Source organism: Variovorax sp. KK3 (assembly GCF_001984055.1).
GTDB lineage: Bacteria > Pseudomonadota > Gammaproteobacteria > Burkholderiales > Burkholderiaceae_C > Variovorax.
Genome location: NZ_LYVO01000014.1, coordinates 57048 through 78426 on the forward strand (window position 1 = coordinate 57048; position 21379 = coordinate 78426).

A 21379-nucleotide genomic window follows, 5' to 3' on the forward strand; every position below is an offset into this window, starting at 1 on the left:
TTGTCTCCTGGGTGCGGATCGAGGCTCAGGCTTCGTCGACGATCGGATTGCGGAGCACGCCGATGCCCTCGATCTCGACTTCGCACACGTCGCCGGCCTTCATCCACACCTGCGGCTTGCGCGCCATGCCCACGCCCGCGGGCGTGCCGGTGATGATGATGTCGCCCGGCTGCAGCGCCATCGCCTCGGAGCAGCACGACACCAGCGTGGCGACGTCGAAGATCATGTTGCGCGTGTTGGCGTCCTGCAGCGTCTCGCCATTCAGGCGGCAGCGCAGCCGCAGTCCGCTGGCACCGGCAGGCAGCTCGTCGGCCGTCACGAACTCGGGGCCGAAGGAACCGCTCGCGTCGAAGTTCTTGCCGAGCGTCCACTGGTTGGTGCGCAGCTGGTAGTCGCGCAGCGAGCCATCGTTGAACAGCGAATAGCCGGCCACGTGCTCCAGCGCGCGTTCCTTGGGGATGTAGCGCCCGCCACGGCCGATGACGGCCACCAGCTCGGCTTCGTAGTCGAATTGGGTCGACACCTTGGGGCGCACGAGCGCGGCCTCGTGGCCGACCCACGACGACACATAGCGCTGGAACACGACCGGGTACTTCGGCGCGTCGAAGTTGCTCTCGGCAGCGTGGTCGGTGTAGTTCAGTCCGATCGCGAAGGCCTTGGCGGGGTTGCTGACGGGTGGCAGGTAGCGAAGGCCGTCGAGCGGCAGCCGATGGGTGGCGCGTTCCACCGCGTCGCGGGCGGCCTGCATGCCGGCGTCGCCCTGGCGCAGCAGTTCGTCGAGCGTGGCGGGCAGGCCGAGCGCGGTGACGTCGATCAGCTCCTGGCCACTGCGAACGCCCAGCGCGGGGCGACCTTGTTCGTTGGTGAAAGCGATGAATCTCATGAGGAAGCTCCAGAAGCAGGTTCGTGGTTGGTGATGAAGTCGTCGGGGACCGGCGGCCCCCAGACGTAGAGCGAGTCGTGCGGCGGGTGGTCGGCCGCAGGCCAGTCGAGGTCGTGCGGGACGAAGTCGATGTCGTGCGAGTACTCGGCGAAGCTGCCCCAGGGATCGCGCACATAGTGGAAGTAGTTCGACCCCAGCACGTGGCGGCCCACACCCCAGCCCTTGTCGTGGCCGGCGATGCGCATCTGCTCGGCGCCGCCGCCGACCTCGTCGATGCTCCCGACGTCCCAGCTCGAGTGGTGAAGGCCCGGCGCATGCGACTTGGCGAACGCCACCAAGTGGTGATCGCTGCCGTGCTGCCCGTGCATGAAGGCGATCACGTCGCCGGAATGGTCGGACAAGCCGAGGCCCAGCACCTTGGACGAGAAGTCGACCATGCGTGCAACGTCCGGCGTGAAGAACAGCACGTGGGACAGGTGGCGCGGCCGTACTTGCGGTGCGGCGCTGCGGGCCGGCGCTGCGCCGCTGCCCGGCGCGACATCGGCACGAGGCGTGGCCGGCGACTTGCTGCTCGGCGATACCTTCGATGCGGCGACGAGTTGCAGCGGCGTGCCGTCGGGGTTGCGCAGCCACAGGCCGCCGCCATCGGACAGCCGATGCGACGGGCAGGCCAAGCCGTGCCGCTCGATGCGCTCGCGCCATGCGGGCAGGTCCGCTTCGTCGACGCCGTAGCTCAGGTATTCGAAACGCTTGGCGCCGTCGCCGCTCTGGAACACCGAGGCCCAGGTGTGCGGATGACCGAAGGTGCGCAGATCGATGCGATCGGCGTGGCGCCGCACGTTCAGTCCGAAGGCGACATAGAAGCGCTCGGCCTCGTCCAGGTCGGGCACCGAGAAAACGAAGCGATCGATGGAGTGCACGGCGAGCACGTTCGCGCGGCGTTGCAGGTGGGGCTGCAGGGATGCTTCGGTCACAGGACGCTCCCTTGAACGGCCTGGCCGGAGACGTGTTTCAGAAGGGCCGCGCCGTCGGCGGGCCACGCATCCGCGCGCCACGCCACGTGCTGGTCGGGCCGGATCAATGCATATCGCGCGGCGTAGAGCTGTCCCACCACGCGTTCCGCCGGCTGGATCACGGTCAACGGAACGCCGATGGCGCCTGCCGCCCGGCGCGCATCGTCGAGCACAGTCGCGTCGGCATCGAGCGACGCCAGCAAGGTGAAGCCCCGGCCGAAGTGGTCGTACAGCGACGTGCCGTCGTGAAGCCAGGCGTGCGGCGCCAGCGCGCCGGGTCGCGCGCTCGGGACGTAGTTGAGGAAGTCGATGACCGGCGCCTCGCTGCCATCCGGCGCGATCACGGGCGAGCTGTCGTACCGGTAGCCGAGCACGACACCGAGCGTGTTGAACTCGCGCATCTTCGCTACCTTGATCCGCGTGCCGACGGCCTGTCGCATCTGCTCGCCGGCGTCCGTCGCGTCTTCCAGCCCTTCCTGCCACAGCTGGTTGCCGAGCACGGCATGGTTGGCCACGGCCTCGTCCATCACGAAGTTGTGGACCGGGCGGCGCTCCTGTTCGTAGCTGTCGAGCAGGGTCTGGCCGCCCCAGCCCTGCAGCACCGCGGCGATCTTCCAGCCGAGGTCGACGCCGTCGGCAACGCCCATGTTCATGCCGTAGCCGCCGAACGGCGGATGCAGGTGGCAGGCGTCGCCGACGAGGAACACGCGCCGGTCGCTGTACTTGTCGGCGATCAGGCGGCTTGCCACCCATTCGTCGGTGCTGAGCACCTCGATCTCTTGCGTGGACAGGCCGGTGGCACGGCGGATCAGGTCCGGCGCATCTTCTGCCGTGACCTTCTGGCCTTCGCGCAGTTGCGTGGGCATGAAGAACCACTTGTCGCCGCTGTCCATGGGGCCGATCAGGCTCGGCACGTCGCCGTTGATTTGCCAGTACATGATGGCCGGGCCGTGCCGATGCGCCTCGGCGAGACCGGGTGCGCGGAACACCACGTTGTAGTTGCGCGAGAGGCCGTAAGCGCCTTCGAGCTTGGCGCCGATGGCCGCGCGCACCGTGCTGCGTGCGCCGTCTGCACCCACCAGGTATTGGCAGCGCACGTCGAAGCTGCTGCCGCTCTCGAGGTCATTCAGCTGGGCGACGACACCGGCGGCATCCTGCTCGAACAGCGCGAGCTCGCAACTGAAGCGCAGCTCGACGCTCGGCAGCGTCTGCACGTGGGAGCGCATGACTTCTTCGACCGAGTACTGCGGAATCCACTGCGCGTGTTCCGAGTACAGCGAGTTCTTGCCCGGCGCGCAGTTCATCGCGTTCTCGATGCTCGCCAGGCGCGGGCCGTTCAGCCGCGTGCAGAAGACCACGTTCGACGGGTAGTCGAGCCCGAGCGGCGAGGCCGCGCGCAGCTTGTCGGCGATGCCCCAGCGCCGCATGTACTCGCGCGTCCGCACGTTCGTGGTCTTGGCGCGGGGCGCGTAGCCGACGCGGTCGTTGCGCTCGATCAGCAGGCAGCGGATGTCGCGCTGTCCCAGTTCGATGGCCAACGCCAAACCTGCGGGGCCGGCGCCGACGATCAGGACTTGTGGCTGCGCCTTGTGCTCTCTGTCGTGCTCGGTGATTTGCTCTCGGTTCACTTCGTCTCCTTCGCCCCTCGGACATTGGCATCCAGGGAATCTGTTGGACGCGGATCGTAGAAAGCCGGCTGAATTAACAGAAGATGGCAAGATCGCGCGACTGATACTTCTTTGGCATCACCCGGCTTATGAAACTGCACCACCTGCGCGATCTGCTGGCCGTCGCGGACCAGGGCAGCATGCGCGCTGCGGCTCGGGAGCTGGGCGTTGCCCAGCCGGCGATGACGCGCAGCATCCAGGAACTCGAGCGCGAGCTGGGCGCAGCGCTGTTCGAGCGGCGGTCGCGCGGCATCGTGCCCACCGCGATCGGTGAAGCCTTCATTCGGCGGGCGCGCAGCATCGACAACGAACTACTGCGCGCACGCGACGAGGTCGCGCAGCTGCGCGGCCTGTCGCACGGCCACGTGCGCGTGGCGCTGTCGATGGTGCCGCACATGGCCTTGCTGCCCGAGGCGCTGCGGCCGTTTCGCCTGCGCTATCCCGACGTCCGGCTGGACATCATCGATGCCGTGTTCCCGACGGTGGCGGCCGAGATGGTCGACGGCACCATCGATTGCTACGTGGGCCCGCCGCCAGAGCAACTGCCCGACGGCATGCTCATGGAAAAGCTCTTCGACAACACCCGCGTGATCGTCGGGCGCAAGGGCCATCCGCTGAGCCGCGCGACGACCTTGCGCGAACTGGTCGATGCCGAATGGGTTACGACCTCGATCACCGCCCAGGCAGAACATGAACTTGGCCCGGTGTTCTCGCAGCACGGATTGCCTGCGCCGACCCTCGTGCTGCAGGCGCATTCCGCGCTGACCATGATCGTGTCGCTGCTCTACTCCGACCTGCTCACGATGCTGCCGACCCAATGGATGAGCTTTCCATTGACCCGCGACGTGCTCCAGGCCTTCGACGTGTCGGAGACGCTGGCCGCCCCACCCATCTGCATCATTCAACGTGCGGGACTGCCGTTGACACCGGCGACGGAGTACCTGTGCGATTTGCTGCGGCGCGCGGCGGCGCACGCATCGGTTCGCTGAAGTCCTGACGACCTGAGGTCCTGGCGCCATGCGCCAGGCGGCTCGATGGCCTGATGCCGCCGCCAGCGATCCGATCCAGGTATCGCTTTCGCATTTTTGGCATCTGCTGTTTTCACGCGGGCGCCTCTACCATCCGCGGCGAACGACCCGCTAGCGTGCCTGGCCCAAGAGAGACAAGACCCGACCATGAAAAAGATCGACATCTACAACCACGTCCTGCCGCCCGCGTACTTCGAACTCGTCAAGACGCATTCGAAGGACATCGGCATCGTCAAGCGCATGGCGGGCCTGCCGATGCTGTGGGACCTCGAAGCCCGCGCGAAGATGCTGGTGGAGAAGTTTCCCGATGTCGTCCAGGTTCTGACCTTGAGCGCACCGGCGCCCGAGTACCTGGGCGGCCCGGACCAGTCGCCGGAATTCGCCCGCGTCGCCAACGACGGCATGGCGGAGATCTGCAAGCGCTGGCCCGAGCAGTTTCCGGTCTTCGTGGCATCGCTGCCGATGAACAACGTGCCGGCGGCGCTGGCGGAGATGGATCGAGCGATCGACCAGCTCGGCGCCAGGGGCGTGCAGATCATCACCAACGTGAACGGGCGGCCGCTGGACGATGTTGAGTTCTTTCCGATCTTCGAGCGCATGGCCAACCACCATGACCTGCCGATCTGGATGCATCCGTTCCGCCCGGGCACTACGTCGGACTACAAGGGCGAAGAACGCTCGAAGTACGAGATCTGGCAGGTGCTCGGCTGGCCCTTCGAAACCTCGGTGGCCATGTCGCGCATGGTGTTCTCGGGGCTGCTCGAGAAGCTGCCGAAGCTGCGCGTCATCACGCACCACTGCGGCGGCATGCTGCCTTACTTCGCAGGCCGGGCCGAGTCGCTGTGGGCGCAATTGGGCAGCCGCAGCGCGGATGGCAGCGAAGCCGACGTGCTCAAGCGCCTGTCGAAGGCGCCCATCGAGTACTTCAAGATGTTCTACGGCGACACCGTGCTCGGCGGCTCGCGATCGGCACTGCGCTGCGGCCTCGACTTCTTCGGCGTGGACCACGTGGTGTTCGCATCGGATTGCCCCTTCGATCCCGAAGGCGGACCCATGTTCATCCGCGAAGGCATTCGTTCGATCGAAGACATGGATCTGAGCGACGAGGATCGCGAGAAGCTTTACCTGGGCAACGCGCTCAAGCTGATGCGGCTGTCACACATCGGGAAGGCGTGAATGTCGTCGAACACCAACCCCTTCGAATGCAACCGAGGCGAATCGAGCATGAGACACGGCACCCTTGAACGTCCGGCCCTTCCGGCGAGCGCTCTGAAGACATCCACCGTCGGTGTGCTGGCCTTGGCGGCCGCGGCATGCGTGGCTTTGTTCTCATCGGCAGTGCAGGCGCAGCCGCCGGCGTTCCCGAGCAAGCCCATCACGCTGGTCGTGCCTTTCACCTCCAGCAGCGGAAGCGACATCATCGCGCGCATCGTCGCGCCGAAGCTGGCGCAGCGCTGGGGTCAGCCCGTGGTCGTCGACAACAAGCCGGGAGCGAGCGGAAACCTGGGCGCGCAGCAGGTGGCCGCGGCAGCGCCGGACGGGCACACCTTGCTGATGGCGATCAACACCTTCACGATGACGCCGGCGATCTACAAGAAGATGCCCTTCGACCCCGTCGCGGACTTCGCGCCCGTGGCCAAGCTCGCCGAGGCGAGCTTCGTGTTCGCGACGAACCCCGGCGTGCCGGCCACCGACGTGAAGTCGTTGGTCGCCCTTGCGAAGAAGAACCCGGGCAAGTTCAACTACGCCACGCCGGGCAACGGCACGCCGCAACACCTGGCGATGGAACTGCTCAAGCAGGACACGGGCATCGACGTCGTGCATGTGCCGTACAAGGGCATCGCTGGCGCGATCACCGACCTGATGGGCGGCCAGGTCCAGATGATGATCGCGAGCGTGCATTCGATGCGCCCGCACGCGCAGGCCGGAAAGGTTCGCCTGCTTGCGGTCACCGGCGAGACGCGAAGCGCCTTCGCACCCGAGGTGCCGACCTTCAAGGAACAGGGCATCGACGCGATGAACGGCGTCGACGCCTGGTTCGCCGTCCTGGCGCCGGGGCGCACGCCGCCCGAGCTGGTGACGCGGCTCCATCGCGACTTCGTCGCGGTGCTGAACTCCGACGAGGTCAAGGAAAGCCTGGGCAAGCAAGGGCTCATGGTGCGCACCGGATCGCCGGCCGAACTGGGCGCGCTCATCAAGCGCGACATGGCGCGCTGGAGCAAGGTCGTCACCGACGCAAAGATCACGCAGGACTGAAACGACACCAGGAGACTTGGATGAACAAAGTCATCGACCCCGATCGGACGGCCCCCGTTGCTGCACCGTCCGCCGCTGTCGCACCGGCCATCTCGCCGGTACGGTTGGCCCATGTCGTGCTTCGCACATCGAAGTTCGACGAGCTGCTGCGCTGGTACCGATCGGTGCTGTGCGCCGACGTCGCCTTCTCGAACGGCCACATCGCTTTCCTCGCGTACGACGACGAGCACCACCGCATCGCGCTGATCCAGGTGCCTGGCCTGCAGGCCCAGCCCGCGGGCATCTGCGGCGTGCATCACATCGCTTTCACCTACGCATCGCTGGGCGATCTGGTCGCCACCTATGAACGGCTCGAAGGCCTGGGCATCAGGCCGGTGTGGTGCGTCAATCATGGTCCGACGACGTCGATGTACTACGCCGACCCGGACGGCAACCAGGTCGAACTGCAGATCGACAACTGCGCCACGGTGGAAGAGGCCGGTGCCTTCTTCTTCACGCCTGCCTTCGAGTCGAATCCGATCGGTGTCGATTTCGATCCCGCCGACCTGGCCCGGCGCTTTCGCGCGGGCGAAGACGAGGCTGCGATCAAGCAGCGCCCGCCAAGCGGACCTCGGGGCGTGGACGGCATCAACCTGCGCTGACGCACAGGTCCGATCGAGCGATGAATCCTGAAGACACACCGCGCTGCGAGCGCGAATGCACCCGCCTGTGCAACGACTTTGCATGGACCGTGGATCGGTGCGACTACGACGCCTTCGTTCGCCTCTTCGCGGAGGACGGCATGTTCGAACGAGCAGGGCAGGCCAGCATCGGCCACGCCGCGATTCGGCGCTTCCTCGACGGACGGCCGGCAGGCAGGACCACGCGGCACATCTGCACCAACGTTCGGATCGACATGACCGGCCCCGGCACGGCGACGGGCACCTGTTCTGCGTTGATGTTCCAGGCCCCCGCGATAGACGGCGCCGCGCGGCCAGAGCCGCTGCCTGTTTCCGCGCCCGTGATCGTCGACTACGCGGACGACTACGTCTTGACCGATAGCGGCTGGAAGTTCAAGCGACGCGTCACGACGCTCGTGTTCCAACCTTGAACACCATGCACGCAGTGCCGGCGCGCGCGAATCGCGTGCTGAACCCGTTTCATAAAACCAGGAGACTTGCTTGAAGAAATGTTCCCTTGCCATCGCCGTGTTGGCCGCATCGGGTGGTGCCTCTGCGCAATCGTCGGTCACCGTCTTCGGCATCGTCGATGCGGCCGTGAGCCACTACAGCGTCAAGAGCGCTGCCTACGGCATCACGCCCATCGGCAGCGCCGCGCAGCTGACGCCCTCCGTGCAACGCAGCCAGACCGCGCTGTCGAGCGGCGGCTACCTTCCAAGCCGCTTGGGATTTCGGGGCACGGAAGACCTGGGAGGCGGGTTGTCGGCAGGGTTCTGGTTGGAGTCGCCCATCACCAACGACGACGGGGCAGTGGGTCTGTCCACCTTCTCCAGGCGCTCGACAGTGAGCCTTTCGGGCCCCTTCGGCGAGCTGCGATTGGGTCGCGACTACACGCCGACCTTCTGGCTTCAGACGCTCTTCGACCCTTTCGGCAACATCGGCGTGGGCGGCACCGCCATCGGATCGGTCGGCATGAACCTCACGCGCGCTTCGGCATTGGCGGGCGGCGGCCTGCTCAACGGCGGCATTTCTGGCGGCACGGACAACTACGCGCGCTCCAGCAACATGGTCGGCTACTTCCTGCCGCCGAATCTCGGTGGCTTCTACGGCCAGCTGCAGTACGCGCTGCATGAGAACGTGAAGTCCGACGACATCTTGGGCAGCCCGTCGAAACGCGGGCAGCACTACGGGTTCCGCTTCGGGTACGCCGACAGCGCGTTCGACGTGGCGGCGTCTTACACCGAGAGCGTGGCCATCGATTCCTTGCTGCCGAACGGCAATCGAGCCGAGCGCAAGATCAAGAACGCCAACCTGGGCGCGTCGTACGACTTCGGCGTCGTCAAGCTGTTCGCGCAGCTGTCTCGCGTCATCGACGATGCCGAAGCGTCCGCGTTGACGCCGATCGGGCGGTTGGGCAGCGCGACCAAGGACAAGTACACGGGCGCCTTGGTCGGCTTGACGGTGCCGGTCGGCCCTGGATTGATCCGCGCCGCGTACTCGCGCGTCAAGTTCAAGGACGATCCCGGCGCGGTGCCGATCAGCGCATTCGGTACCGACCTGGATGCCTCGGTCGGCAAGCTTGCGATCGGCTATGTGCACAACCTGTCGAAGCGCACGGCTCTGTACGCCACTGCCGCCAGGATCCGGATCCGCGACGGACAGAACAACCCGGCAGTCATGGGCATCGGCACGGGCGGAAGCGCGGCCTATCTCTCGACGGGCGCAGGTGTCGGCGGCTATGCGCCCCGAAGCGCCATGGGCTACGACTTCGGCATCCGTCACACCTTCTGAGCTTCGGCTTCGCTGCGGCCTCGCGGCTCGCCGAGGGGTGGCTGGGCAGCTGGGAGAATGCGGGCATGCATGCAAACTCCCTGGTCAGCGTCGCGCCCATGATGGACTGGACCGACCGCCATTGCCGCTATTTCCACCGCCTGCTGAGCCGCCGCGCACTGCTCTACACCGAGATGGTGACCACCGGCGCGTTGATCCACGGCGACGTCCCTCGGCACCTGCGCTTTCATGCAGAGGAGCATCCGGTCGCGCTGCAGCTCGGCGGCAGCGAGGCCGCGGACCTGGCGCATTGCGCGAAGCTGGGCGAGGAGTGGGGCTACGACGAAATCAACCTCAACTGCGGGTGCCCGAGCGAACGCGTGCAGCGCGGCGCATTCGGTGCCTGCCTGATGAAAGAGCCGCAGCTGGTCGCCGACTGCGTGAAGGCGATGGTCGACGTGGTGAGCGTGCCGGTCACGGTGAAGCACCGCATCGGCGTGGACAAGACCGAGTCGTACGAGTTCGTGCGCGACTTCGTGGGGCAGGTGAGCGAGGCCGGCTGCGGCGGCTTCATCGTGCATGCGCGCAATGCCTGGCTGAAGGGTTTGTCGCCCAAGCAGAACCGCGAGATTCCGCCGCTGCGCTATGAGCTGGTGCACCGGCTGAAGCACGACTTTCCCGAGCTGTCGATCTCGATCAACGGCGGCTTCGTCGACGACGAGCAGATGAAGCAGCACCTGCGGCTGCTCGACGGCGTAATGGTCGGCCGCGAGGCGTACCACAACCCCTGGTGGCTGGCGCGCTGGGATGAGGTGTTCTACCGCGAGGCGCCGTCGACGCTGACGCGCGAGGCGGTGGAAGAAGCCATGTGCGACTACATGGCGCGCGAGGCCGCGGAGCACGGCACGCCGTGGTCGAACATCGCGCGCCACATGCTGGGCTTGCGCAATGGACTGCCGGGCGCGCGCCGCTGGCGCCAGGTGTGGAGCGACCACCGGCTCAAGACGCGCCCGCCGCACGAAGTGATGGCGCTCGCGCACGAACAGCCGGCCGCGGCTGCGGTGGTCGACTGATTTCCTGACGACGTGCCGTCAGGCCGCCATCAGGCGTGCTTCCGGCACGTCCTCGATGGTCGTGCGGCGCAGTTCGCGGCGCTCGGCGATGTCGTAGCGCCGGCCGCGGTGCAGGGTGCCGCGGTTGTCCCACATCACCAGGTCGCCCACCTGCCACTCGTGGCGGTACACGAATTCGCGCTGGGTCGCGTGCTCCAGCAAATCCTGCAGGTACATGCGCGACTCGGCAGTCGGCCAGCCGATGACCTGGCGCGCATGCACGCCGACGAAGAGCAGCTTGCGGCCTGAGCCTGCGTGTGTTTCGACCAACGGCCAGACTGCGGGTGGAATGGCCTTCTTCTGGTCGTCGGTGTAGGCCTCGTCGCCCAGCAGGATGCGGGTGTGCAGCGCGTAGTGCTCGGCGCGCAGGCCTTGCAGCTCGGCCTTGGTGCGCTCGGGCAGCCCGTCGTAGGCGGCGCGCAGGTCGGCGAACTCGGTGTTGCCGCCCCAGCTGGGCAGCACCAGCGCATGCAGCATCGAGTAGGCGGCGCGCGGGTCTTGAAAGGAGCTGTCGCTGTGCCAGAGCTGGTTGGCGAAGTTCGACAGGTTCTTGGGCGAATCGCGGCCTGCCACCTTGCCTTCGGCGTCGACGTTGGAGATGTCGATCAGGTGCTCGTCCTCCAGCCGCTCCTTGCGCTTGAAGACCTTCTTGAGGCCCAGGTCCAGCGGGCCGAAGGACTTGGCGAAGTCGAGCTGCTGCTGGCCCGTGAGAGGCTGGCCGCGCCAGACCAGCACGGCGTATTGGTTCATCGCGGCGTTGATCTCCCGCACCTCGCTGTCGGCGAGCGGGCGGGTCAGGTCGATGCCGCTGGCTTCAGCCGCGAAGACGGGATGCAGGGGTTTGAGTCGGAGGGACATGGGTTCTTCTCTGCTGCTGTTGTTGCTGCTGTTTCTGCTGCTGGTGCGGTCATTCGGCCTGGATGCCCGATTCCTGGATCACGCGGGCCCAGCGCTTCATTTCGGACTGGACGAAGGCGTCGAACTGCTCGGGCTCGGACGCGACCACCTCCATGCCCTGTTCCTCGATGCGCTTGCGCATGTCGGGCTGGCGCAGCACCTTCTCGGTGTCGGCCTGGATCTTCCGCACGATGGCCGGCGGCGTGCCGTGCGGCGCGACGAAGCCCAGCAGCGCGTTGACGCTGAAGCCGGGCAGAGTCTCGGCCACGATGGGGTAGTCGAAGCCGGGCACTCGCTTGTCGCCAAGGGTGGCGATCATCTTCATGCGGCCCGCCTTCACGTAGGGCAGCACCGAGAGGAAGGGGTCGACCACGATGTCGATGCGCCCGCCCATCAGCTCGGTGTGGGCCGGTGCGCTGCCCTTGAAGGGCGAGTGCAGCATGTCGAAGCCGGCTTCGCGCTTGAGCAACTCGGCGCCCAGGTGCGTGGTGCTGCCGGCGCCGGGGGTGCCGTAGGTGAGCTTGCCCGGGTTCTTCTTCGCGTAGGCGATGAGTTCCGGCACGGTGTTGAAGGGCGCGTCGGGCCGCGCGACCATGGCGAGCTGCAGGTTGGCGATCTGCGTGATGCCGGCCAGGTCCTTGGTCGTGTCGTAGGGCAGCGACCTGCGCAGCGACGGATTGACCGCGAACGAGGAGTTCACCATGCCGAAGGTCAGGCCGTCGGGCTGCGACTTGGCGACGAAGTCCACGCCGATGGCCGTGCCGGCACCGGGCTTGTAGTCGACGATCACCGGCTGGCCCCAGATGTCCTGCAGCTTCTGGGCGATCAGTCGGCCGACGGTGTCGGTGGGGCCGCCAGGGGCGAAGGGGATGATGATCTTGACCGGGCCTTTCGGAAACTCCTGGGCGGCGGCTTCACGGCCGATGCCCAGTCCGGTGGCGAGCAGGGCGCCGGTCATCAGAATCTGGCGGCGGGTGGCTTGGGTGTGTTGTCTCATCGAAGGTGCGTTTTAATGGAACATTGTTTTGAAATAATACGCTCCGGAACGACCAAGTCAACCGAAATATGAAATGGTGTTTTGAAAAATGAGTTCGATGTCTGAGCAAGGCGCCACGGAAGTCAGTGCGCTGGCCCGCGGGTTGGGTGTGCTGAAGGTGGTCGGGGAGGCGGCCGGCCCACTGAGCAACCGCGAACTGGCGGAGCTGACGGGCATCCCCAAGCCCACCGTGTCCCGGCTGACGGCGACGCTGGTGGCGAGCGGGTATCTGCGCCAAGCGCCGGACTCCGATCGCTTCAGTCTGGGACCGGCGCTGCTGGACATGAGCAACCGCTTCCTGCGGCATTTCGATCTGAGGACGGTGGCCCGGCCCCACCTGTCGGCTTTGGCGGAGTTCGCCAGCGCCAGCGTGCACATGGGCGTGCGCGACCAGCTCGACATGCTGATCATCGATTCGCTGCGGCCGCGCAACGCGCTGATCAGCTCGCGCATCGAGGTGGGGGCGCGCATGACCATCGCCACCTCGGCGGCTGGCCGGGCTTACCTGGCGGCGCTGCCGGCGGACGAACAGCGTGAGCTGCTGGCGCAGATACGGCTGGCGAGCGGGGAGAACTGGGCGGCGCTCGAGCCGCACATCATGGCTGGCCTGGAGGACTACGCGCGCTTGGGCTACTGCAGCTCGTTCGGCGAATGGCATCCGCGCATCCACGCGCTGGGCTTTCCGCTGCGCGGGCCGCGCGGGGAGCGCTATTCGGTGAGCTGCGGCGGGCCGGCCTACCTGCTGCCGCGCGAGACCATGGTCTCGCGGGTCGCGCCGAAGCTTCTGGAGACGGTGCAGCTCATCAACGCCGAAATCGGGATCGCAGCGCCGGCCGATTGAACCGGCGTTGCGTGCCGAGCCGCTCAGTTCGCGGCTTCGAGGCCGCTGCGGAAATGCGCCTGCATCCGGGCCATGGCGGCGTCCGGGTCGCGCGCCTTGATCGCGGCCATCACGGCCCGGTGCTCCTCCAGCGACTCGGCGATGCGTCCCGCCTTGAGCAATGAGTTGTGGCGGTTGAGCTTCATCACCTTGCGCAGGTCGGCCACCATCTGGTCGCGCCAGCGGTTGTCGGCGATGGCCATCACCCGCATGTGGAAGCGCTCGTTGATCGAGAAGAAATGTGCGCGGTCGACCTGGCCCGGCATCGCGGCGGCTTCGAGTTCGGCATGCAGCGACTCGAGCTCGGACAACTGCGCCGCCGTGGCCCGCTCGGCGACGACGCCGACCGCGTCGCTCTCCAGAAGGCTCAGCAGGTGGTACACGTCGGCCAGATCCTTCTCCGACACCTCGGTCACGTAGGCGCCACGGCGCACCTTCATCGTGACCAGGCCCTCGGCCGCCAGCACCTTGAGCGCCTCTCGCAAGGGCGTGCGGCTGATGCCGTATTCGTCGGCGAGCTTGAGTTCGTCGATCCAACTGCCCGGCTCCAGCTCGCGGTTGAAGATGCGCTGGCGAAGCAGCTCCGCCACCTCTTCGTAGAGGGCGCGCGGCGTGAGGGTGACGGCGGACATGGGCGGACTGTACCGCAACTCAAAGGGTTTGAATTAATAATTACAGATGGGTTAGACTCCAGCGTCCACGCAAACTGCGAGATCCGCGCGCATGCCACGGACCTTCCATTCACCCCTGCAAGACCCTTGCGAGAAGCGTCGCCCATGAGCAGCAAATCCGAACCGAGCTTCCAATCCGCCACCCTCGACGCCTGGGCCAAGGCCGCGGCCAAGTCGGCGCCCGGCGGCGACGTGGCAGCGCTGAACTGGCGCACGCCCGACGGCATCACGGTCAAGCCGCTGTACACCGCTGCTGACCTGCAAGGCCTCAAGTACACCGACACGCTGCCCGGCTTCGAGCCCTACCTGCGCGGCCCCCAGGCCACCATGTATGCAGTGCGGCCCTGGACCATCCGGCAGTACGCCGGCTTCTCGACCGCCGAGGAATCGAATGCCTTCTACCGCAAGGCCCTGGCCGCCGGCGGGCAGGGCGTCAGCGTGGCTTTCGATCTGGCCACCCACCGCGGCTACGACAGCGATCATCCGCGCGTGACCGGCGACGTCGGCAAGGCCGGCGTGGCGATCGACAGCGTGGAGGACATGAAGATCCTGTTCGACCAGATTCCGCTCGACAAGGTGAGCGTGTCGATGACGATGAACGGCGCGGTGCTGCCGGTGCTGGCGGGCTACATCGTGGCGGCGGAAGAGCAGGGCGTGCCGCAGGCGCAGTTGTCGGGGACGATCCAGAACGACATCCTCAAGGAGTTCATGGTCCGCAACACCTACATCTTTCCGCCCGAGCCCTCGATGCGGATCATCGGCGACATCATCGCGTACACCGCGGAGAACATGCCGAAGTTCAACTCGATCTCGATCAGCGGCTACCACATGCAGGAGGCGGGCGCGAACCAGGCGCTGGAACTGGCCTTCACGCTGGCGGACGGCAAGGAATACGTGAAGACGGCGCTGGCCAAGGGGCTGGACGTCGATGGCTTCGCGGGCCGCCTGAGCTTCTTCTGGGCCATCGGCATGAACTTCTACCTGGAAGTGGCGAAGATGCGCGCCGCGCGGCTGCTGTGGTGCCGCATCATGAAGGAGTTCAACCCCAAGAACCCCAAGAGCCTGATGCTTCGCACCCATTGCCAGACCTCCGGCTGGAGCCTGACCGAGCAGGACCCGTACAACAACGTGGTGCGCACCACCATCGAGGCCATGGCGGCCGTGTTCGGCGGCACGCAGAGCCTGCACACCAATGCACTCGACGAGGCGATCGCGCTGCCCACCGAGTTCAGTGCGCGCATCGCACGGAACACCCAGCTCATCATCCAGGAAGAGACGCACATCACGAACGTCATCGACCCCTGGGCCGGCAGCTACATGATGGAAAAGCTCACGCAGGACATGGCCGATGCGGCCTGGGCCATCATCGAAGAGGTCGAGGCCATGGGCGGCATGACGCGCGCGGTCGACAGCGGCTGGGCCAAGCTCAAGATCGAGGCGGCGGCGGCCGACAAGCAGGCGCGCATCGACTCGGGTCAGGACGTGATCGTGGGCGTCAACAAGTACAAGCTGAAGAACGAAGACACGCATGACATCCTGCAGATCGACAACGTGAAGGTGCGTGAAAGCCAGGTCGCCCGGCTCGAATCCGTGCGCAAGAAGCGCGACGGCGCCAAGGTGCAGGCGGCCCTCGATGCCCTGACGGCCGCCGCCGAGAGCGGCCAGGGCAACCTGCTGGCGTTGAGCGTCGAGGCCGTGCGCCTGCGCGCCACGGTCGGCGAGATCAGCGATGCGCTCGAAAAGATCTACGGTCGCCACCGTGCCGACACGCAGAAGGTCACCGGCGTGTATGCCGCCGCCTACGACTCGGCCGAGGGCTGGGAGGCGCTGCAGAAAGAAATCGCCGACTTCGCCGAGGAGCAGGGCCGCCGCCCGCGCGTGATGATCTCCAAGCTGGGCCAGGACGGCCACGACCGCGGCGCGAAGGTGGTCGCCACGGCTTTCGCCGACCTGGGCTTCGACGTCGACATGGGCCCGCTGTTCCAGACACCCGAGGAGTGCGCGCGCCAAGCCATCGAGAACGACGTGCACGCGGTGGGCGTCAGCACGCTGGCGGCGGGCCACAAGACGCTGGTGCCGGCCATCATCGAAGAACTGCGCAAGCAGGGCGCCGACGACATCATCGTGTTCGTGGGCGGCGTCATTCCACGGCAGGACTACGAGTTTCTGTACGACGCGGGCGTGAAGGGCATCTACGGGCCGGGCACGCCGATTCCGGCCAGCGCGAAGGATGTGCTGGAGCAAATTCGCGCGGCGGTCGCGGCTTGATTGGCATGACGAATACGCCTGACGTCCGTTGGCAGCAGCGCCTGGACAACTACGGACGCGCCCTTGCCCAACTGACCGGCGCGGTTGCGCTCGCGGCCCAGCGTCCTCTTTCAGAGTTGGAGCAGCAGGGGCTGATCCAGGCCTTCGAATTCACCCACGAGTTGGCCTGGAAGGTCATGAAGGACTATCTGGACTACCAGGGTGGCTACCAGATCACCGGGTCGCGCGATGCGACGCGGCAGGCGTTTGCGGTAGGCCTCGTGGAGGACGGCGATACGTGGATGGAGATGATCCAGAGCCGGAACCAGTCTTCGCATACGTTCGACTGCGCGACGGCTACCGCATTGGCTCAGCGCATTTCGAGTGGGTACGCGGCGCCGCTCAAGGCCTTTGCATTCAAGATGGAGGCGCTGCGTGGCATGTAAGCAAGGCGCCATTCGCGAATTGCCGATGTCTGCATTGGGGTCGTCCCGTCTTGTCCTGCGCATCCATCGCGTGCGCGGGGCCCTTTTCGAGCGGAGCTCGGGCACAGCGAACGGGGAGTGTGCGCGGCCGTGAAGCATCGAGATCTCGACGTCGACGACATCGTGCAGGGCGAGGGTGCACTGCAGCGTCGTGCCATTGCAAAGTCCATCACCTTGCTCGAGTCGACCCGCGCCGATCACCGCGCCAAGGCGGATCTGCTGCTCACTTCCTTGCTCCCTCACACGGGCAACTCGTTCCGCCTCGGCATCTCGGGCGTGCCCGGCGTCGGCAAGTCGACCTTCATCGAAACCCTGGGGCTGCGGCTCATCGACCTGGGCCACCGGGTCGCGGTGCTGACCATCGACCCGTCGTCCACCGTGTCGGGCGGCTCGATCCTGGGCGACAAGACGCGGATGGAGCGGCTTTCTGTCCACGAGCGGGCCTACATTCGGCCGAGCCCGTCGAGCGGCACGCTGGGTGGCGTGGCGGAGAAGACGCGCGAGGCGATGCTGGTCTGCGAGGCCGCCGGCTACGACGTCGTCATCGTCGAGACCGTGGGCGTGGGCCAGAGCGAGACGGCGGTTTCGGGCATGACCGACATGTTCGTGCTGCTTCAGCTGCCCAATGCCGGCGACGACCTGCAGGCGATCAAGAAGGGCGTGATGGAACTTGCCGACCTGGTGGCCATCAACAAGGCCGACATCGACCCCGACGCCGCGACGCGGGCCCAGGCGCAGATCACCTCGGCGTTGCGCTTGTTCGGCCACCACGGCAACCCCGCCCACGCACATGTGGCGCATGGCACCGGGCAGGCGGCGCCGGTGCAGTGGCAGCCGAAAGTCATCCAGCTCAGCGCGTTGCTGGGCACCGGCGTCGACATCTTCTGGACCACGGTGCTGGAATTCAAGACGCTTCAGGCCGCCAACGGCCGGCTTGCCGCGCGCCGCGAAAAGCAGGCGCTCGCCTGGATGTGGGAACGCATCGACGCGGGGCTCAAGCATGCCTTCAAGCACCACCCGCAGGTGCGCGAACTGCTGCCCGACGCCATCGCTCAGGTGGCGGCGGGCACGCTGCCGGCGTCGACCGCGGCGCGCACCCTGCTCGCGGCCCAGTTCACGCCGGGCCGGCTCACCGAAAACACACCAACCACTGTCGGAACAGGACCATGAAAGAGATCCTCGAACAACTCGAAAAGCGGCGCGCCCAGGCGCGCCAGGGCGGCGGGCAGAAGCGCATCGACGCGCAGCATGCCAAGGGCAAGCTGACCGCGCGTGAGCGCATCGCGCTGCTGCTGGACGACAACACCTTCGAAGAATGGGACATGTTCGTCGAGCACCGCTCGAGCGACTTCGGCATGGACCAGACTAAGATTCCTGGCGACGGCGTGGTCACGGGCTACGGCATGATCAACGGCCGGCTGGTATTCGTCTTCAGCCAGGACTTCACCGTCTTCGGCGGCGCGCTCAGCGAAGCGCATGCCGAGAAGATCTGCAAGGTGATGGACCAGGCGATGAAGGTCGGCGCGCCGGTGATCGGCCTCAACGACTCGGGCGGCGCGCGCATCCAGGAGGGTGTGGCTTCGCTGGGCGGCTATGCCGAGGTGTTCCAGCGCAACGTGATGGCCTCGGGCGTGGTGCCGCAGATCAGCATGATCATGGGGCCCTGCGCCGGCGGCGCCGTGTACTCGCCGGCCATGACCGACTTCATCTTCATGGTGCGCGACAGCTCGTACATGTTCGTCACCGGCCCCGAAGTGGTGAAGACCGTGACGCACGAGGACGTGACCGCCGAGGAGTTGGGCGGCGCCGGCACGCACACCACGAAGAGCGGCGTGGCCGACATGGCTTTCGAGAACGACGTCGAGGCGCTGATGATGCTGCGCCGCCTCTACAACTACCTGCCGCTCAACAACCGCGAAAAGGCGCCGGTGCGGCCCAGTGGCGACCCGGCCGACCGCGCGGACGCTTCGCTCGACACGCTGGTGCCGGACAACCCGAACAAGCCCTACGACATCAAGGAAGCCATCACCAAGGTGGTGGACGACGGCGAGTTCTTCGAACTTCAGCCCGACTACGCGAAGAACATCGTGATCGGCTTCGCGCGCATGGACGGGCAGAGCGTGGGCATCGTGGCCAACCAGCCGCTGGTGCTGGCGGGTTGCCTGGACATCAAGTCGTCGATCAAGGCGGCGCGCTTCGTGCGCTTCTGCGATGCCTTCAACATCCCGGTCGTGACCTTCGTCGACGTGCCGGGCTTCATGCCCGGCACCAGCCAGGAATACGGCGGCATCATCAAGCACGGCGCCAAGCTGCTGTACGCGTATGCGGAATGCACGGTGCCGAAGATCACGGTGATCACGCGCAAGGCCTACGGCGGCGCCTACGACGTGATGGCCTCCAAGCACCTGCGCGGCGACGTCAACCTGGCCTGGCCGCGCGCCGAGATCGCAGTGATGGGCGCCAAGGGTGCGGTCGAGATCATCTTCCGCGAGGACAAGAACGATCCCGAGAAGCTGGCAAAGCGCGAGGCCGAGTACAAGGCGCGCTTTGCCAATCCGTACGTGGCCGGAACGCGTGGCTACATCGACGACGTGATCCTTCCGAGCGAAACCCGCAAGCGCATCTGCCGCAGCCTCGTGATGCTGCGCGAGAAGAAGCTCGAGAACCCGTGGCGCAAGCACGGCAACATTCCGCTCTGAGGCCAGGAGACAAGAACATGTTCAAGAAGATCCTGATTGCGAACCGCGGAGAGATCGCCTGCCGGGTGATCAAGACCGCGAAGAAGATGGGCATCGCCACGGTGGCGGTCTACTCCGATGCCGACAAGGACGCCCGCCACGTGGAGCTGGCCGACGAGGCCGTGCACATCGGTGCCTCGCCGAGCCGCGAGAGCTATCTGCAGGCCGACCGCATCATCGCGGCCTGTAAGAGGACGGGGGCCGAAGCGGTGCATCCGGGCTACGGATTCCTGTCGGAGAACGAGGCCTTCGCGAAGAAGGTGGAGGAAGAGGGCATCGTCTTCATCGGCCCGAAGCACCAGTCGATCGCCGCGATGGGCGACAAGATCGCTTCGAAGAAGCTGGCCGGCGAAGCCCAGGTCAACACGATTCCGGGCTGGAACGACGCGATCGAGACGGCCGAGCGTGCGGTGGAAATTGCACGCGACGTCGGTTACCCCGTGATGATCAAGGCCTCGGCCGGCGGCGGTGGCAAAGGCCTGCGCGTGGCCTTCAACGACAAGGAGGCTTTCGACGGCTTCACGTCCTGCCGCAACGAGGCGCGCAACAGCTTCGGCGACGATCGCGTGTTCATCGAGAAGTTCGTCGAGGAGCCGCGTCACATCGAGATCCAGGTGCTCGGTGATGCGCACGGCAACGTGATCTACCTGAACGAGCGTGAATGCTCGATCCAGCGCCGCCACCAGAAGGTCATCGAAGAAGCGCCTTCGCCTTTCATCAGCGACGAGACCCGCAAGGCCATGGGCGAGCAGGCGGTGCAACTGGCCAAGGCGGTGAACTACCAGAGCGCGGGAACGGTCGAGTTCGTGGTCGGCAAGGACCAGAGCTTTTACTTCCTCGAGATGAACACGCGGCTGCAGGTCGAACATCCGGTAACGGAGGCGATCACGGGGCTGGACCTCGTAGAGCTCATGATCCGCGTCGCCGCCGGCGAGAAGCTGCCGCTGGCGCAGAAGGACGTGCAGCGCAATGGCTGGGCCATCGAGTGCCGCATCAACGCCGAAGACCCGTTCCGCAACTTCCTGCCGTCGACCGGCCGGCTGGTTCGCTTTCAGCCGCCGAAGGAGACGATGTTCTCGGCCGACACCGAGCACCTGTACGGCGTGCGCGTGGACACCGGTGTCTACGACGGTGGCGAGATCCCGATGTTCTACGACTCGATGATCGCCAAGCTGATCGTGCACGGGCGCGACCGCAACCACGCGATCGCCATGATGCGCGAGGCGCTCAACGGCTTCGTGATTCGCGGCATCAGCAGCAACATTCCGTTCCAGGCGGCATTGCTGGCGCATCCGAAATTCGTGAGCGGCGCATTCAACACAGGCTTCATCGCAGAGCACTACGGCAAGGGCTTCCGTGCCGAGGACGTGCCGCACGACGAGCCCGATTTTCTGGTGGCGCTCGCGGCCTACATGCACCGTCGCTACCGCGCGCGGGCATCGGGCATCAGCGGGCAACTGGAAGGCCACGGCGTGAAGGTCGGCGAGCAGTTCGTGGCGGTGGTGCTCGATTCGAACGGGCAGCACGTTCACACGCCCGTGACGGTGACCGACTTCCACAAGCCGACCGGCGCGAGTGCCGTCACCGTCGGGTCGAACACCTACAAGATCGACAGCCAGACGGCGTTGGGCAGCACCCGCGTCGAAGGGTCGGTCAACGGCCGAGGCTTCACCGCGCAGGTGGAGCGCGGTGCGGGCAAGAACCCGTTGGCGCTGCGCGTCGCGCACGACGGCAAGCAGATCGAGGCTATGGTGTTGTCGCCGCTGGGCGCTCGGCTGCTCAAGCTGATGCCCTACAAGGCGCCGCCCGATCTCAGCAAGTTCCTGATGTCGCCGATGCCGGGCTTGCTCGTCGAGATCTCGGTGCAGCCGGGGCAGCAGGTGCAGGCTGGCGAGAAGCTGGCCGTGATCGAGGCCATGAAGATGGAAAACGTGCTCTTCGCCACGCAGGATGGCGTGGTCGGCAACATTTCCGCTGCCAAGGGCGAATCGCTCGCGGTGGATCAGGTCATCCTTGAATTCGCCTGAGGGAGACATG

19 protein-coding genes are annotated in these 21379 nt (G+C 66.2%); 13 read left to right on the plus strand and 6 right to left on the minus strand.

The features are described from left to right. Nucleotides 1-25: 25 nt before the first annotated feature. The 3 genes from B0W80_RS09365 to B0W80_RS09375 are packed head-to-tail and all read right to left on the minus strand — an operon-like array spanning nucleotide 26 to nucleotide 3524. Nucleotides 26-883 (minus strand): fumarylacetoacetate hydrolase family protein, encoded by an 858-nt coding sequence (locus B0W80_RS09365; protein WP_076998850.1) that lies wholly within the window; start codon nucleotides 881-883, stop codon nucleotides 26-28. Further along, complete coding sequence (locus B0W80_RS09370; RefSeq protein ID WP_083745272.1) at nucleotides 880-1857, minus strand: VOC family protein; 978 nt, start codon at nucleotides 1855-1857, stop codon at nucleotides 880-882. The genes B0W80_RS09365 and B0W80_RS09370 overlap by 4 nt, the downstream gene beginning before the upstream one ends. Next, entirely contained in the window at nucleotides 1854-3524 is a 1671-nt protein-coding gene (locus tag B0W80_RS09375) for an FAD-dependent monooxygenase (protein WP_083745273.1), read from the minus strand. The genes B0W80_RS09370 and B0W80_RS09375 overlap by 4 nt, the downstream gene beginning before the upstream one ends. 128 nt (nucleotides 3525-3652) lie before the next feature. On the opposite strand from B0W80_RS09375, the gene B0W80_RS09380 reads away from it, so the two are divergent. The 7 genes from B0W80_RS09380 to dusA all read left to right on the plus strand — a co-directional run bounded on the left by B0W80_RS09380 (nucleotide 3653) and on the right by dusA (nucleotide 10349). Further along, nucleotides 3653-4552 (plus strand): LysR substrate-binding domain-containing protein, encoded by a 900-nt coding sequence (locus B0W80_RS09380; RefSeq protein ID WP_076998851.1) that lies wholly within the window; start codon nucleotides 3653-3655, stop codon nucleotides 4550-4552. Nucleotides 4553-4738: 186 nt separating this feature from the next. Then, nucleotides 4739-5767 carry an amidohydrolase family protein gene (locus B0W80_RS09385; protein WP_076998852.1) on the plus strand — a complete coding sequence of 343 codons (1029 nt, stop codon included), beginning with the start codon at nucleotides 4739-4741 and terminating at the stop codon, nucleotides 5765-5767. Nucleotides 5768-5815: 48 nt separating this feature from the next. Continuing rightward, nucleotides 5816-6847, plus strand: coding sequence for a tripartite tricarboxylate transporter substrate binding protein (locus B0W80_RS09390; protein WP_179106866.1), 1032 nt, complete (start codon nucleotides 5816-5818; stop codon nucleotides 6845-6847). Between the two features lie 20 nt (nucleotides 6848-6867). Further along, the gene (locus tag B0W80_RS09395; RefSeq protein WP_083745275.1) at nucleotides 6868-7488 is read left to right on the plus strand and encodes a VOC family protein; all 621 of its coding nucleotides are present in this window, start codon (nucleotides 6868-6870) and stop codon (nucleotides 7486-7488) included. A gap of 20 nt (nucleotides 7489-7508) precedes the next feature. Then, a complete protein-coding gene (locus tag B0W80_RS09400; protein WP_076998853.1) occupies nucleotides 7509-7937 on the plus strand; it encodes a nuclear transport factor 2 family protein in 429 nt (142 codons plus the stop codon). 70 nt (nucleotides 7938-8007) lie between these two features. After that, nucleotides 8008-9297 (plus strand): porin, encoded by a 1290-nt coding sequence (locus B0W80_RS09405; RefSeq protein ID WP_076998854.1) that lies wholly within the window; start codon nucleotides 8008-8010, stop codon nucleotides 9295-9297. A gap of 65 nt (nucleotides 9298-9362) precedes the next feature. Further along, nucleotides 9363-10349 carry a tRNA dihydrouridine(20/20a) synthase DusA gene (gene dusA / locus B0W80_RS09410; protein WP_076998855.1) on the plus strand — a complete coding sequence of 329 codons (987 nt, stop codon included), beginning with the start codon at nucleotides 9363-9365 and terminating at the stop codon, nucleotides 10347-10349. 18 nt (nucleotides 10350-10367) lie between these two features. On the opposite strand, the gene B0W80_RS09415 is transcribed toward dusA, so the two are convergent. Next, entirely contained in the window at nucleotides 10368-11246 is an 879-nt protein-coding gene (locus B0W80_RS09415; protein WP_076998856.1) for a TauD/TfdA family dioxygenase, read from the minus strand. A gap of 49 nt (nucleotides 11247-11295) precedes the next feature. After that, nucleotides 11296-12282, minus strand: a complete 987-nt coding sequence (locus B0W80_RS09420) for a tripartite tricarboxylate transporter substrate binding protein (RefSeq protein ID WP_076998857.1) — start codon at nucleotides 12280-12282, stop codon at nucleotides 11296-11298. 97 nt (nucleotides 12283-12379) lie between these two features. Between B0W80_RS09420 and B0W80_RS09425 the strand changes: the two genes are divergently transcribed. Continuing rightward, nucleotides 12380-13162 (plus strand): IclR family transcriptional regulator, encoded by a 783-nt coding sequence (locus B0W80_RS09425; protein ID WP_076998899.1) that lies wholly within the window; start codon nucleotides 12380-12382, stop codon nucleotides 13160-13162. A 23-nt stretch (nucleotides 13163-13185) separates the two neighbouring features. Here the strand turns inward: B0W80_RS09425 and B0W80_RS09430 are convergent, their stop codons facing one another. Further along, nucleotides 13186-13833, minus strand: a complete 648-nt coding sequence (locus B0W80_RS09430; RefSeq protein ID WP_076998858.1) for a GntR family transcriptional regulator — start codon at nucleotides 13831-13833, stop codon at nucleotides 13186-13188. A gap of 144 nt (nucleotides 13834-13977) precedes the next feature. Here B0W80_RS09430 and scpA point away from each other — a divergent pair, with 144 nt between their 5' ends. The 5 genes from scpA to B0W80_RS09455 all read left to right on the plus strand — a co-directional run bounded on the left by scpA (nucleotide 13978) and on the right by B0W80_RS09455 (nucleotide 21369). Then, nucleotides 13978-16140, plus strand: a complete 2163-nt coding sequence (gene scpA / locus B0W80_RS09435) for a methylmalonyl-CoA mutase (protein WP_076998859.1) — start codon at nucleotides 13978-13980, stop codon at nucleotides 16138-16140. A gap of 5 nt (nucleotides 16141-16145) precedes the next feature. Next, complete coding sequence (locus tag B0W80_RS09440) at nucleotides 16146-16565, plus strand: nucleotidyltransferase substrate binding protein (RefSeq protein WP_076998860.1); 420 nt, start codon at nucleotides 16146-16148, stop codon at nucleotides 16563-16565. A 129-nt stretch (nucleotides 16566-16694) separates the two neighbouring features. Next, complete coding sequence (gene meaB, locus B0W80_RS09445; protein WP_076998900.1) at nucleotides 16695-17774, plus strand: methylmalonyl Co-A mutase-associated GTPase MeaB; 1080 nt, start codon at nucleotides 16695-16697, stop codon at nucleotides 17772-17774. Continuing rightward, nucleotides 17771-19303 carry an acyl-CoA carboxylase subunit beta gene (locus tag B0W80_RS09450; RefSeq protein ID WP_076998861.1) on the plus strand — a complete coding sequence of 511 codons (1533 nt, stop codon included), beginning with the start codon at nucleotides 17771-17773 and terminating at the stop codon, nucleotides 19301-19303. The genes meaB and B0W80_RS09450 overlap by 4 nt, the downstream gene beginning before the upstream one ends. A gap of 17 nt (nucleotides 19304-19320) precedes the next feature. After that, nucleotides 19321-21369, plus strand: a complete 2049-nt coding sequence (locus B0W80_RS09455) for an acetyl/propionyl/methylcrotonyl-CoA carboxylase subunit alpha (protein WP_076998862.1) — start codon at nucleotides 19321-19323, stop codon at nucleotides 21367-21369. The last annotated feature ends 10 nt before the right edge of the window (nucleotides 21370-21379 follow it).

Excerpts from the sequence above, each read along its gene's own strand:
- B0W80_RS09365 (WP_076998850.1), bottom strand. The coding sequence starts at position 883 with ATGAGATTCATCGCTTTCACCAACGAACAAGGTCGCCCCGCGCTGGGC.
- B0W80_RS09380 (WP_076998851.1), top strand. The coding sequence starts at position 3,653 with ATGAAACTGCACCACCTGCGCGATCTGCTGGCCGTCGCGGACCAGGGC.
- B0W80_RS09385 (WP_076998852.1), top strand. The coding sequence starts at position 4,739 with ATGAAAAAGATCGACATCTACAACCACGTCCTGCCGCCCGCGTACTTC.
- B0W80_RS09390 (WP_179106866.1), top strand. The coding sequence starts at position 5,816 with ATGAGACACGGCACCCTTGAACGTCCGGCCCTTCCGGCGAGCGCTCTG.
- B0W80_RS09395 (WP_083745275.1), top strand. The coding sequence starts at position 6,868 with ATGAACAAAGTCATCGACCCCGATCGGACGGCCCCCGTTGCTGCACCG.
- B0W80_RS09400 (WP_076998853.1), top strand. The coding sequence starts at position 7,509 with ATGAATCCTGAAGACACACCGCGCTGCGAGCGCGAATGCACCCGCCTG.
- dusA (WP_076998855.1), top strand. The coding sequence starts at position 9,363 with ATGCATGCAAACTCCCTGGTCAGCGTCGCGCCCATGATGGACTGGACC.
- B0W80_RS09415 (WP_076998856.1), bottom strand. The coding sequence starts at position 11,246 with ATGTCCCTCCGACTCAAACCCCTGCATCCCGTCTTCGCGGCTGAAGCC.
- B0W80_RS09420 (WP_076998857.1), bottom strand. The coding sequence starts at position 12,282 with ATGAGACAACACACCCAAGCCACCCGCCGCCAGATTCTGATGACCGGC.
- B0W80_RS09425 (WP_076998899.1), top strand. The coding sequence starts at position 12,380 with ATGTCTGAGCAAGGCGCCACGGAAGTCAGTGCGCTGGCCCGCGGGTTG.
- B0W80_RS09430 (WP_076998858.1), bottom strand. The coding sequence starts at position 13,833 with ATGTCCGCCGTCACCCTCACGCCGCGCGCCCTCTACGAAGAGGTGGCG.
- scpA (WP_076998859.1), top strand. The coding sequence starts at position 13,978 with ATGAGCAGCAAATCCGAACCGAGCTTCCAATCCGCCACCCTCGACGCC.
- B0W80_RS09440 (WP_076998860.1), top strand. The coding sequence starts at position 16,146 with ATGACGAATACGCCTGACGTCCGTTGGCAGCAGCGCCTGGACAACTAC.
- B0W80_RS09450 (WP_076998861.1), top strand. The coding sequence starts at position 17,771 with ATGAAAGAGATCCTCGAACAACTCGAAAAGCGGCGCGCCCAGGCGCGC.
- B0W80_RS09455 (WP_076998862.1), top strand. The coding sequence starts at position 19,321 with ATGTTCAAGAAGATCCTGATTGCGAACCGCGGAGAGATCGCCTGCCGG.